This window comes from Flavobacterium cheonanense (assembly GCF_039539185.1).
Classification (GTDB): domain Bacteria; phylum Bacteroidota; class Bacteroidia; order Flavobacteriales; family Flavobacteriaceae; genus Flavobacterium; species Flavobacterium cheonanense.
The window spans coordinates 725,441-738,328 of record NZ_BAABCT010000001.1 but is presented as its reverse complement, the minus strand read 5'-3'; the positions used below and the strand labels follow the sequence as shown (position 1 = coordinate 738,328).

Below are 12,888 nucleotides of genomic sequence, written 5' to 3'. Positions count from 1 at the left end.
TGCAAAGTTATATTTCAATTGTTAAATGAAGAAAATAGTAGTAAAATCTTTAAAAATTTTAGGAATTTCAATCGCAATTTTATTGTTAGGAATGTTTCTGTTTCCAATAATCTTTCCAGATAAAATTGAAAAAGAAATTAAAAGTTTTGCAAATGAAAATCTAAAAGGTGAACTAAATTTTAAAGAAGCAAATCTTTCATTTTTCAATCATTTCCCATCATTAACTTTATCTCTTGAAAAATTTAGTTTAAAAGGTTCCGAACCATTCAAAAAAGACACATTAGTTTCTGCAAACGAAATTGCTTTCGGGATTAACCTTAAAGATTTAATCTTTGACGGAAAAGTAACTATTGATGAAATATATCTTTCTGATGCTTTTATGAACGTAAAAGTTAATGAAAAAGGAGAAGCAAACTACAATGTATACGTCTCTGAAAACAAAAAAGTTTCTAAAGACACAGCATCTACAGCTATTCGATTGGATAAAATTTCTATAAAAAATAGTCATTTAGTTTATGATGATAAATCAACAAAAATTTTAATCAATGCTAAAGGATTTAATTATCATGGGAAAGGTGATTTAGATAAAGCTGTATTTGACTTAAAAACCGAAGCTAAAATCGATGATTTTAATTTCACTTTTGGAGAAGATCAATATCTTAAAAATAAAAAAGTAAATGCTGATTTGATTACTAAAATCAATACCAATTCGCTTTCCTTTATTTTTGAAGAAAATAATTTAAAAGTAAATAAACTTCCAATTGAGTTTATAGGAAAGTTAGATTTCCTGAAAAATGGTTATGATTTAGATTTTAATGTCAAATCACAAAATAGTAAATTGAATGACTTTTTTACAGCATTGCCACCAGCTTATGTTACATGGTTAGAGAAAACAAAAGTTAAAGGAAGTACAGATTTACTATTGACTCTAAAAGGAAAGTATATAGCTTCTACAAATGAAAAACCAGATTTAGCTTTCAATATGAAAATTAGAGAAGGTGAGATTAATCATAAAGAAACACCTCTTCCAGCTTCAAATATATTTTTGAATTTTGACACAAAACTACCTTCATTAGATACAGAAAGATTGAAGGTCAACATCGATTCTGTTTTTTTTAATGTTGGAAAAGATTATGTAAAAGCGATTATAAAATCAGAAGGTTTATCAAGTCCTAAAATAGATGCTAGAATAAAAACAGCAATAGATTTAGCCAAATTAGATAAAGCTATTGGGATCCAAAATATGGATTTGAAAGGGCAATTAAATTTAGATGTCAATTCTAAAGGTATTTATGATTCAGAAAACAAAATTGTTCCAATAACAAAAGGAAAAGTTTTATTTAAAAATGGCTATATCAAAACTGATTTTTATCCAAATCCAATAACAAATATTAATGTTTTAGCTGATGTTTCAGACAATACAGGTTCGTTAAAAGATTTAAAAGTTGCTATAAAACCAGCCTCTTTCAATTTTGAAGGAAAACCAGTATATGTAAATGCAAATCTAGAAAATCTAGAAAATGTCAAATATGATATAGTCGCAAAAGGCGAATTGGATTTAGCCAAAATTTATAAAGTATTTTCACAAAAAGGCCTTAACTTACAAGGTTACATAAAAGCAGATGTGGCTTTCAAAGGAACTCAAGCTGATGCGGTAGCTGGAAATTACAATAGGTTGAATAATAAAGGAACACTACTTTTAAGAAACATAAAAGCTAGTTCTGAATATTTGCCAAAACAATTTGTTATAAAAGAAGGTGAATTTGTTTTCAATCAAGACAAAATGAATTTCAATAACTTCTCTGTTGTTTATGGTCAATCCGATTTTAAAATGGACGGATACATGCAGAATGTTATTGATTTTGTTCTTTCAGAAAAAGGTGTTTTAAAAGGGAATTTCAACATCAACGCTAACTATATTAATGTAGATGAATTCATGTCTAATTCAGCAAAAAATCAAGCTGAGAACAATCCAACAACAGTTGCGACTGGAGTTGTAATCATTCCACCGAATCTTGATTTGCAATTCAATTGTTTAGCTCAAAAAGTGGATTTTGATGAATTGAAAATGCAAAATCTAAAAGGAAATGTAAGAATCAACAACGGAAAACTGCAATTAAAAAAATCTGGTTTTGATATTATTGGTTCCAATGTAAATATGGATGTTATTTACGGAAGTGAATCACCAGAAAAAGCTTTTTTCGAGTTTGAAGTACTAGCTAAAGATTTTGATGTAAAACGTGCTTACAACGAAGTGAAAATGTTCAGAGAAATGGCCTCAGCTGCAGAAAGTGCAGAGGGAATTGTTTCATTAAAATACAAAGTTGGTGGAAAATTGAATAATGCAATGCAACCCATTTATCCTTCATTAAAAGGTGGCGGAACTATTTCTGTGAAAAATGTAAAGATGAAAGGGTTTAAAATGTTTGGAGCTGTAAGTAAGAAAACAGGTAAAGATGCCATAAAAAATCCTGATTTGTCCAAAGTTGATATTAAAACAACTGTAAAAAACAATATAATTACAATCCAAAGATTCAAATTTAAAGTAGCAGGATATCGACCAAGGATTGAAGGAACAACAAGTTTTGACGGAAAATTGAATATTAAAATGCGCCTTGGATTACCACCATTAGGAATCATCGGGATTCCATTAACAGTTACAGGTACTCAAGAAAATCCAAAAGTAAAACTTGGAAGAAAAGGAGAGGATATTGAAGAAACAGAATATGATGATACAAATCCTGAAATAGTAAAGCCTTAAATAAAAAAAGCATCAAGTCATTAATTGATGCTTTTTTTATTTATCAGATTTTTTAAAACAAAAAACCCGAATATTCCTATTCGGGTTTCGTGGTACCTCCAGGGATCGAACCAGGGACACATGGATTTTCAGTCCATTGCTCTACCATCTGAGCTAAGGTACCTTTACAATTTAAAGCATTACTGCTACTTGATTGCGGGTGCAAATATAGAACGATTTTTAATTTATCCAAAACAATTTTTAAAAAAAATCTATTTGTAACTTTGCAACTCTAAACTTAAAAATATGATTTTAGTCATCGATGTGGGAAATACACAAATCAAAGCGGCTGTTTTTGAACAGAATACGCTTTTGAAAAAAGAAATAATAGCCTATGAAGACTGGCAAATCTCATTGAAAAAAGTAATAAAAAATTTTTCAGAAATCAGTATTTTAGTAGTAGCATCGGTTGGAAAACTAGAAAAAAGTGATTTTTTGACATTAGATTCAGGACTAAATGTTTATTTCATTACTAAAGAAAGTAAGTTTCCGTTTAATAATCTTTATGCTTCTCCATCAACCTTAGGTATCGACAGAATGATTCTTGCATCAGGCGCCGTTCTCCAATTTCCGAAAAAAAACAGATTGGTTATTGATGCTGGAACTTGTATTACCTATGACTTTATTGATTCAAATGATAATTATTTAGGCGGAGCTATATCGCCTGGAATAAGATTGAGATACGAATCTTTGCACAATTACACTGCTAAATTACCGTTATTAAAGAAAGAAAAACCCATCGATATTGTTGGAAATTCGACAACACAATCCATTCATTCTGGTGTTATTAATGGTGTTTCTTTTGAAATTGAAGGTTTTATTAACTCTGTTTTAGATAAAAATGATAACTTTATCATAATTTTAACTGGTGGAGACGCAGTTTTTTTGGCTGAACGATTAAAAAATACCATATTTGCCAATCCAAATTTTCTTTTAGAAAGTTTGAACCAAACTTTTCAATATAATAACAATGATTAAAAAAATTATAGTAAGCGTTTGTTTACTTTTTTCGCTAGTTTCATTTGCTCAAGAAGGAACATCTTCTCCCTATTCATTCTACGGAATTGGCGATGTTAGATATAGAGGTACAATAGAAAATCGTTCTATGGCAGGTTTAGCTATAGTTCCAGATAGTATTCACATCAATCTTCAGAATCCTGCAATGTATTCTAGTTTGAAATATACTTCTTTTACTGTTGGAGGTACTTTTTCAGCAAATCAATTGAAAACAAATCAGAAAGAAGAAAAAGCACAACGTACCACTCTTGATTATCTTGCAGTTGGTATACCTTTAAAAAAATTAGGTCTCGGATTCGGTCTTATTCCCTATTCATCTGTTGGATACAATATTAGAAATTCTGTATTTTCAAATGAAAATGGAATTGTCAACAATAATAGAACCGATAACTTTTATAAAGGTTCTGGGGGTTTAAACAAGGTTTTCTTTGGTTTTGGATATCAATTAGCTAAAAACTTCAGTATTGGTGCAGATGTACAATACAATTTTGGAAAAATAGACACTAGAAGCTTATCGACACAGTTTACCTTAAATTCGTCAAATATATATGAGCAAGTGCAATACAGTACTAGAGAAACTAATTCGTCGTCTGCTAGTGGAGTGAATTTTAATGCAGGGTTGTCTTACAACACTAAATTATATAAAAATATTTCTCTATTTTCTAGTTTAACTTATTCGCCAGAAGCAACAATTACTTTAAATAATGAAAGATTTATTGCAATTGTTCAATCGGCTAATGGTATTTTAGATACAGTTGATGATGAAGTAGAGATTCAAGTAGCAGATACGAAATTAAAAATGCCTTCTAAATTTTCTTTCGGATTAGGTATTGGTGATACAAAAAAATGGATTGTTGGTACAGAACTAACTTTTCAAGGGACAAGTAATTTCGGGAATAGATTTAATGATATCGACAACGTATCTTATGAAAACGCTACTAGATTTACAGTAGGAGGTTATTATATTCCAGATTATAAGTCATTTACAAACTACTTTGAAAGAATAGTTTATCGTGGTGGTTTTAGATTTGAAAACACTGGTTTGGTAATTAACAACCAACCTATAGAAGATGCAGCAGTAACACTTGGATTAGGTTTGCCACTAAGAGGAGCTTTCTCAAATGTAAATGTAGGTTTCGAACTAGGAAATAGAGGAACTCAAAATAGAGGATTAGTCAGAGAACATTACATGAACTTTAGCATTGGATTATCTCTTAACGATAGATGGTTTATTAAAAGAAAATACAACTAATTTTAAATCTCAATTAGCATGAAACGTAAATTAATTATTCTATTAATGATTTTTGCTTTCCAATTTGGAACTGCTCAAGAAACGAATTGTGCTGATAAAGAAAGTAAACTTGCAAAGTATTTGTCAGAAAATGATTATATCAAAGCAAAAGAAGTTTGGAATGACATAAAAATGACTTGTCTTACTTCAAGCGAAAAGTCTTTTCAACTTGGATTACAATTACAACAATATAACATCGAGATTGCTTCAAGAGAAGATAAAGAAAAAGAAGTTCGCGAAATTTTAGGTCTATTTAAATTATACGATAAAACATTTCCAAACAATAGTAATGGGAACTTTGAGAAAAGCGCAATGGCTTTGTACCTAAACAAAGTTGGAACAAACAACGAAATCTATAGCTTATTAGATCAAGCATTTGAGTTACAGAAAAAAACATTTCAAGATCCAGAAGCAATTTTTGTTTATCTTCAATTGTATGTAGAAAAGTATAAAGCTGAAAAATCAACAATTACTAGCGATAAATTGTTAAGCAAATACACAGATGTAATTTCATTAATAGAAATGAATAAGGAAACTGTTCCTGCTAACCAAGAAATTTATGATAGAGTTCTTGTTTCTATGAAATCTCTTATGAAAGATTTTTTGGTTTGTGAAAACATTGTTACTCATGCTAAAAACAATTTCCAAAATAAAACTAACGATGTTTATTGGTTGCAATCTTTAGCAAAAATGCTCTCAGTTTCTTGTAAAAACGCTCCAATATTTGAATCGATTGCCACAGAATTACATACTAGAAAACCTTCTGCTAAATCGGCTTATTATCTTGCAACCTACAATTTAAATACAGCCAAACAAGATAAAGCTATAGAGTTCTTTTCGGAGTCAGTTAAATTAGAAAGTGATAAAATGACTAAAGCAACTACGGCTTACACAATTGCATCAATACTTTCTACAACAGATAAAGAAAAATCAAAAGAAATGGTACTTACTGCAATAGAAAACAATCCAACTAATGGTAGATACTTTATCTTTTTAGGTAATTTATACGCAAATGCTATTTCAGAATGTGGTACAAATGATATAGAAAAAAATGCCATTTACAAATTGGCTTCCGATACAGTTTTAAAAGCAATTTTAGTTGAGCCAAGATTAAAAGGTACTTCAGAAGAATTGTCTAAATCTTATTTGCAGAAAATAATTACTACTAAAGCAAATACAAAATCTGTAAAAATCGGATGTTGGATTAATCAAACAGTAATTTTGTAATGCAATTAATGTTTAAAAAATCACTACTTTTTTCATTTACTACAATAGTGGTTTTTATACTATTTGCTTGCGAAAGTAATTTTAAAGAAGTTCAAAAATCTACTTTTGCAGAGTTTACTCCAAGTGGTGAGGCTGATTCTATAAATATTAAATACACAGATTCTGGTAGAATTAAATCTATTCTTATTAGCGATAAGATGTTAGATTATGCTACAGTTGAATTTCCTTTTACAGAATTTCCAAAAGGTGTAAATGTAACTTTGTATGATGAAAACGGAAAGCGAACCTTTGTAACTTCAAAATACGCTGTGACTTTCAAAAACACCGATTTAATTGATTTGCAAGGAAGTGTGAAAATCACAAATGAAACAGGACAATTATTTGAAACAGAACAATTGTATTTTGATCAAAAAAACGAATGGTTTTATACCGAAAAAAGATATAAATTTACAGATCCAAAAGGAGTTTCTTTTGGAGAAGGTGTAGATTTTAGTAAAGATTTTAAAATAATAAACTCTCAGAGTGTAACTGGAGAAGTTGAAAACAATAATTAAACATGAACTATCTTAAAATAACAAAATATATTTATTTGCTAATCGGTTTCATCATGGTTTATGATGCAATTTCTAAATGGAATGATGCCGAAAAACCATGGTTGAGCGTTGTTCTTGCTGGATTAGCTTTTTTTACTTTTTTCTTTAGAACTCGTTTTGCAAAGAAATTTGAAGATAGAAAAAATCAGAATAATCAAGGTAATCAAAATAATACTTAGTGGAAATAACAGTAATCATAATATGTTTATTACTGTCTGCTTTCTTCTCTGGGATGGAAATAGCTTATATTTCATCCAACAAAATCTATCTTGAAATTGAAAAAAAACAAGATACATTTCTTTCAAAAATTTTAACCAAAATTACTGAAAAACCATCCAAATTTATTGCAACAATGCTTGTTGGTAACAATATCGCAATTGTAGTTTACGGTTTTTTTATGGGTGATTTGTTAATGAATTGGATTAATTCGTTCGGATTTCAATTGTCTGAATTTTCAAATGTTCTACTTCAAACAATCATTTCAACGCTAATTATCTTAGTGACTTCAGAATTCTTGCCAAAAGTATTTTTTCAGATTTATTCTAATAGTTTGATGAAATTTTTTGCATTTCCTACCTATGTGTTTTATTTAGTATTCAATTATATTTCAACCTTTGTCATATGGATTTCTGATTTTATTTTAAAAAAATTCTTTAATACAGAAGGCGATTATGTGCCGTCATTTTTTAGTAAAGTAGAATTAGGAAACTATATAAACGAACAAATGAGTTCTGTTGAAGACCATGAAGATGTTGATTCTGAAATTCAGATATTTCAAAATGCACTTGAGTTTTCAGGTGTAAAAGCAAGAGATATTATGACGCCAAGAACAGAGCTAGTTGCGGTAGATATATATGATTCTGTGGTAGAGTTGAGAGAATTGTTTATCAAAACAGGGTATTCAAAAATATTAGTTTATCAAAATTCAATAGATGATATTATAGGTTACGTTCATTCTTTTGAATTATTTAAAAAACCTCGAAGTATTAAATCGGTAATGATTCCAGTTGAGTATGTGCCTGAAACGATTTTTATAAAGGATGGTTTAAATTTATTAACCAAGAAAAGGAAAAGTGTTGCAGTAATTCTGGATGAATATGGAGGAACTGCAGGAATAATGACTGTGGAAGATATAATTGAAGAGCTTTTTGGAGAGATTGAAGATGAGCACGATAGCGATGAAGAATTGGTAGAACAACAACTAGATGAAACTTCCTATCTTTTTTCTGCTCGTTTAGATGTAGAATATCTTAATCAAGAATATAAACTCAATATTCCTGAAAATGATTCCTACGGAACTCTTGGTGGATTTATAGTAAATACTTCAAAAGAGATTCCGCAAAAAGGCAATCAAATTACAATTGACAACTTTCATTTTGTGATTGAAGAGGCAACAAACACCAAAATTGAAGTAGTAAAAATGACTATTTCCGACTAAGAATAAAAAAAAATCACATTTTATTGTAAATTATAGCATATCAACTATAATTATTTCATAGATAATTGTATTTTCGCAAACTGAATTAAAAAATTAACATATATAAAAATGGCAGTTTTACAAAAAATTAGAAAGCGCTCGGGATTACTTTTATTAGTTATTGGTCTTGCTTTGTTAGCATTTGTTATTCAAGATTTGTTTTCAAATGGAATGAAAAGTCAATCTCATGATGTAGGAAGCGTAAATGGAAAAGACATTGCTTTTGAAGACTTTAGAATTAAAGTTGCAAATACTGAAAAGAACGGACAAAACGGACAACCTATAACACAAACGCAAGCAGCTAATCAAGTTTGGGAGCAAGAAGTTGCAATTGCTTTAATAAATGAGCAATTTGAAAAAGCTGGTATTCGTACTAGTGATAATCATATTGTTGAATTTTTCAAAAAAGATCCAAATATTGGTCAAAATCCAATGTTCTTAAATCAATTAGGAAAATTTGACTTGGCTAAGTTTAAAGAATATTTTAAAAATAATCCAGAACAAGCTCAGATGATGAAAGATAGAGAAAAAGATGCTGACATCAACTCTAAATTCCAAATCTACAGCTCAATGATCAAAGCTGGAATGTATGTTACAAATGCTGACGGAAAATTCAAATATGAATTGGAAGCTAACAAAGTGAACTTTGATTATGTTTCTGTGTTATATTCTACAATTAAAGATAGTGATGTGAAAGTTACAGATGCTGACATTTTAGAATACATGAAGAAAAATGAAAAACGTTTCAAATCTGAGGAAACTCGTGAAATTGAATACGTTTTAATTGAAGATAAACCATCTGCAAAAGATGAAGAAGAAATGAAAGCTAAAATCAACGGACTTTTAACTGGTAGCGTTGTTTATAATAAAGAAACAGGTAAAAACGATACTTTACCAAGTTTTAGAAACGCTACAAATGTTGCTGATTTCGTTGGTGCAAATTCAGATAAACCATACGATTCTACATATGTAACAAAACAAAATTTGCCTGCAGAGCATGCTGATAAATTATTTGCTTTGCCAGCAGGTGAAATCTACGGGCCATACATCAACGGAAACTACTACTGCATTTCTAAAGTGATGGGTAGAAAAGCTGGTGATCAAGTTAAATCTAGTCACATCTTAATTAGTTGGGTTGGTGCTGAAAGAGCTGCTCCAAAAGAAAAAAGAACTAAAGAAGAAGCTAAAGTTAAAGCTGATGCATTGTTAGCTCAAGTTTTGGCAAATCCTTCAATGTTCCAAATGATGGCATTAACAAATTCTGAAGACCCATCTGTTCAACAAAATGGTGGTGATATGGGATTCATCTCTAGAGAAACTGGTTTTGCTAAAGGATATAAAGATTTCGTTTTTAATAATCCAGTTGGAAAAATTGGTATTGCAGAAACAGAATTTGGTTACCATATTATTAATGTTACCGATAAGCAAGACGCAATTCGTTTAGCTACTGTTGCTCAAAAAATTGAAGCATCAGAGCAAACAACAAACGAAGCTTTTACAAAAGCTACACAGTTTGAAATGGATGCAGCAGGTAAAGATTTTACTACAGTTGCAAAGGCGGCTAAACTTACTGTAAATCCATCAATAAAAGCTAAACCAATGGATGAAGCTTTTGGTGCTGCTGGTAATCAAAGACAAGTTATAAAATGGGCTTACAGTGATGATACTAATGTTGGTGACGTAAAAAGATTTGAAGTTGTTAATGTTGGAAACATCATTGCTAGATTGAAAAAAATCAACGAAAAAGGTCTAATGACTGTTGAAGAAGCTAAACCAATGGTTGAAAGTATTATCAAAAACAAAAAGAAAGCTGAAAAAATTATGGCTAAAGTGAAAGGTTCTTCATTAGAAGCAATTGCTAAAGCTAATGCAACTACTGTTCAAAATGCGCCAGCTGCATCTGTTGATAATGCTGTTTTAGCAAATGTTGGATTAGAAGCTAAAGTAGTTGGTACTGCTTTTGGATCTCCAGCAAATAAAGTATCTGCTCCAATCGAAGGAAATTCTGGAGTTTATGTTATCAAAACAAAATCTGTTGCTAAAGCACCAAAATTGCCTAAGTATGACGATTATGTAAACAAATTGAAAGCTAATGCAGGTCAAGCTTCAGGAAGAGTTTTCCCAGCATTGAAAAATGATGCAAAAATTGACGATAATAGATTAGAATTCTATTAGTAGATTCTTTCTAAAAATTATATAAAAAATCCCGAAGTAATTCGGGATTTTTTAGTTTTATAATATCATATCTTTATAAGGTATCACTACCTTGTATCCTTTATTGTTGAAATACTCTATTGGGTTTTCTTTAGAAATTGCTAAAACAAAATCGCCACCCCAAGCACCAAGACTTTTGATAACTCCACTAAAATCATCAAACAAAGCTTCTTGAACTGTTTGAAGTTCTAAAACATTACTCATTTCAATTTCATGTTTATGTAATGCTAATGCAAATTCTTTTGGTCCTGTTGCATCTACAATTGTCTTTGTAATTGCATCAATTATTTTAACAGTTTTCCCAATATCTCCTTGCTTGTCTAGGTATGAAGCAATTGCCGATTTACTACTTTGTTTTCTGTTCAAATAAACGAAATATATTTTATCAGTAAAATCAGGTTCGAAAGTAATTTTTTCTACTGTTGGTTTTTCATTGACTAATTGGTAGATAATTGCTGAATCATTTTGAGCACAAGCCAAGTCATATCCACTTCCTCCAAAACTTCTTTTAAGTAAATCATAGGCATCAATTTCTAACCATTGAGCAATATTGTTAATTAGAGTAGAAGAAGTGCCCAAACCCCAAAATTTAGGAAAGGTGAGTTCAGTTGTGATTTTATATCCTTTTGAATTTGTAATAAAGTCAGAATTCATTAGATATGCTTCGTGCAAAATCTCAATTAATGTATTTTTTATGTTATGAATTTCATCATAATTTTTCTTTTCAATAATACTCGAAAATGGAATTGTATCTTCAAACCAAATACTTCCGTCATGGTCGTGACTTCTCCATTGAATAACTTCATTTTCTGAAGATTCAATAATTAAATTCTGACCAAATTTTGTTGGTAACGCTAACGCTTTTGCGCCATCAAGAACCACATATTCTCCTGTGATTAATAATTTTCCGTTGCTGTAGAATTTTTTTTTCACAAAATTATTTTCTTAAATTTTCAATAAATTCTACAACTGCAGCATGAGAAATAGTGTTGTTTTCAAAGTGCTTTTTAATCATTATTCTTTCTTCATCAGAAGTTTGAAACTGATTCAAAATATTATTAATGTGCATTTTCATGTGTCCTTCTTGAATTCCGGTTGTGGTTAACGAACGCAACGCAGCAAAATTTTGTGCCAATCCAGTTACTGCAACAATCTGCATTAATTCATGTGCTGATGGTCTCCCTAAAATCTGTAAAGCCATTTTTACTAATGGATGCAATGAAGTTAATCCGCCAACAGTTCCAAGAGCTAATGGAATTTCCATCCAAAAAGTAAAGACACCATTTTCTATTTTAGCATGAGATAAACTTGAATATTTTCCGTTTCGAGAAGCATAAGCGTGAATGCCAGCTTCAACAGCTCGGAAATCATTTCCAGTTGCAAGAATTACTGAGTCAATTCCGTTCATGATTCCTTTGTTGTGCGTTACTGCTCTAAATGGTTCTATTTCTGCAATCTTCACCGCTTGAACAAATTTCTCTGCAAATTCTTGTGGATTCTCGATTTTCTTTTCGGCTAAATCTTCAATTCTACATGAAACTTCAGCACGAACAATACAATTGGGAACATAATTAGAAAGAATGCTCATCACTACTTGAATGTTTTTTTCTTCTTCAGAAAAACCATCATAATTTTGAGCTTCTACTTTTAATGTTTTTGCAAATTGCTCTAAACAAGAATTTATAAAATTTGCTCCCATAGAATCTTTCGTTTCAAAAGTGGCATGCAGTTGAAAGTAGTTTTCTAATTCATTGGTTTTATTTCTTAGTTCAATATCCAAAATTCCACCACCGCGTTTTTGCATGTTTTTGGTGATGTTTTCGGTTTCTTCAACCAATTTTGATTTTGTTACTTTAAAGAAATTTTCTAATTTTTGAACATCACCTTTATAAATAAAATGTACCTGTCCAATTTTTTCTGAATTCAAAACCGTTGCTTTAAATCCGCCACGAGTACTCCAATATTTAGCTGATTTTGCAGCTGCAGCAACAACTGAACTCTCTTCAATCACCATTGGAACCGAATAATAGTTGTTATTGATTAGAAAATTTGGAGCAATTCCCATCGGTAAATAGAAATTGGTAATTGTGTTTTCAATAAATTCATCATGCAATTGTTGCAATTTAGAATCGTTGTTCCAATATTGTTTTATAGTCGTAATAGCTTCTGTTGGATTGGTAAAGTATTCAGTAGCAATCCAATTGATTTTATCTTCTTTTGATAGTTTTGAAAATCCGGCAACAGCGTTATTCATGTTCAAATGATTATA

General features: G+C 30.3%; 10 protein-coding genes and 1 tRNA gene. 8 read left to right on the top strand and 3 right to left on the bottom strand.

Features of this window, described 5'->3' with window-relative positions; translation table 11 throughout:
• Positions 1 to 25 precede the first annotated feature (25 nt).
• Complete coding sequence (locus tag ABD766_RS03365; RefSeq protein WP_344815364.1) at positions 26 to 2,761, top strand: AsmA family protein; 2,736 nt, start codon at positions 26 to 28, stop codon at positions 2,759 to 2,761.
• Between the two features lie 90 nt (positions 2,762 to 2,851).
• On the opposite strand, the gene ABD766_RS03360 is transcribed toward ABD766_RS03365, so the two are convergent.
• Positions 2,852 to 2,924, bottom strand: a tRNA-Phe gene (locus tag ABD766_RS03360).
• A 122-nt stretch (positions 2,925 to 3,046) separates the two neighbouring features.
• On the opposite strand from ABD766_RS03360, the gene ABD766_RS03355 reads away from it, so the two are divergent.
• The 7 genes from ABD766_RS03355 to ABD766_RS03325 all read left to right on the top strand — a co-directional run bounded on the left by ABD766_RS03355 (position 3,047) and on the right by ABD766_RS03325 (position 10,580).
• Positions 3,047 to 3,778 (top strand): type III pantothenate kinase, encoded by a 732-nt coding sequence (locus tag ABD766_RS03355; RefSeq protein ID WP_344815363.1) that lies wholly within the window; start codon positions 3,047 to 3,049, stop codon positions 3,776 to 3,778.
• Positions 3,771 to 5,069 carry a BamG family beta-barrel-assembly machinery protein gene (bamG, locus tag ABD766_RS03350; RefSeq protein WP_344815362.1) on the top strand — a complete coding sequence of 433 codons (1,299 nt, stop codon included), beginning with the start codon at positions 3,771 to 3,773 and terminating at the stop codon, positions 5,067 to 5,069. Before ABD766_RS03355 ends, bamG begins: the two co-directional genes overlap by 8 nt.
• Positions 5,070 to 5,087: 18 nt before the next feature.
• The gene (locus ABD766_RS03345; RefSeq protein ID WP_344815361.1) at positions 5,088 to 6,335 is read left to right on the top strand and encodes a hypothetical protein; all 1,248 of its coding nucleotides are present in this window, start codon (positions 5,088 to 5,090) and stop codon (positions 6,333 to 6,335) included.
• Entirely contained in the window at positions 6,335 to 6,889 is a 555-nt protein-coding gene (lptC, locus tag ABD766_RS03340) for an LPS export ABC transporter periplasmic protein LptC (RefSeq protein ID WP_425556550.1), read from the top strand. Before ABD766_RS03345 ends, lptC begins: the two co-directional genes overlap by 1 nt.
• 2 nt (positions 6,890 to 6,891) lie before the next feature.
• Positions 6,892 to 7,107, top strand: a complete 216-nt coding sequence (locus ABD766_RS03335) for a hypothetical protein (protein WP_298303020.1) — start codon at positions 6,892 to 6,894, stop codon at positions 7,105 to 7,107.
• Complete coding sequence (locus ABD766_RS03330) at positions 7,107 to 8,366, top strand: hemolysin family protein (RefSeq protein ID WP_344815359.1); 1,260 nt, start codon at positions 7,107 to 7,109, stop codon at positions 8,364 to 8,366. The genes ABD766_RS03335 and ABD766_RS03330 overlap by 1 nt, the downstream gene beginning before the upstream one ends.
• Positions 8,367 to 8,474: 108 nt before the next feature.
• On the top strand, positions 8,475 to 10,580 hold the full coding sequence (locus ABD766_RS03325) for a peptidylprolyl isomerase (RefSeq protein WP_344815358.1): 2,106 nt from the start codon (positions 8,475 to 8,477) through the stop codon (positions 10,578 to 10,580).
• A 57-nt stretch (positions 10,581 to 10,637) separates the two neighbouring features.
• Here ABD766_RS03325 and ABD766_RS03320 read toward each other — a convergent pair whose 3' ends face one another.
• Positions 10,638 to 11,552 (bottom strand): GYDIA family GHMP kinase, encoded by a 915-nt coding sequence (locus ABD766_RS03320; RefSeq protein ID WP_344815357.1) that lies wholly within the window; start codon positions 11,550 to 11,552, stop codon positions 10,638 to 10,640.
• A 4-nt stretch (positions 11,553 to 11,556) separates the two neighbouring features.
• Positions 11,557 to 12,873, bottom strand: coding sequence for a hydroxymethylglutaryl-CoA reductase, degradative (locus ABD766_RS03315; RefSeq protein WP_344815356.1), 1,317 nt, complete (start codon positions 12,871 to 12,873; stop codon positions 11,557 to 11,559).
• Positions 12,874 to 12,888: the final 15 nt, after the last annotated feature.

Coding starts and splice junctions, on each gene's coding strand:
- ABD766_RS03365 (WP_344815364.1), top strand. CDS start 26: ATGAAGAAAATAGTAGTAAAATCTTTAAAAATTTTAGGAATTTCAATC.
- ABD766_RS03355 (WP_344815363.1), top strand. CDS start 3,047: ATGATTTTAGTCATCGATGTGGGAAATACACAAATCAAAGCGGCTGTT.
- bamG (WP_344815362.1), top strand. CDS start 3,771: ATGATTAAAAAAATTATAGTAAGCGTTTGTTTACTTTTTTCGCTAGTT.
- ABD766_RS03345 (WP_344815361.1), top strand. CDS start 5,088: ATGAAACGTAAATTAATTATTCTATTAATGATTTTTGCTTTCCAATTT.
- lptC (WP_425556550.1), top strand. CDS start 6,335: ATGCAATTAATGTTTAAAAAATCACTACTTTTTTCATTTACTACAATA.
- ABD766_RS03335 (WP_298303020.1), top strand. CDS start 6,892: ATGAACTATCTTAAAATAACAAAATATATTTATTTGCTAATCGGTTTC.
- ABD766_RS03325 (WP_344815358.1), top strand. CDS start 8,475: ATGGCAGTTTTACAAAAAATTAGAAAGCGCTCGGGATTACTTTTATTA.
- ABD766_RS03315 (WP_344815356.1), bottom strand. CDS start 12,873: ATGAATAACGCTGTTGCCGGATTTTCAAAACTATCAAAAGAAGATAAA.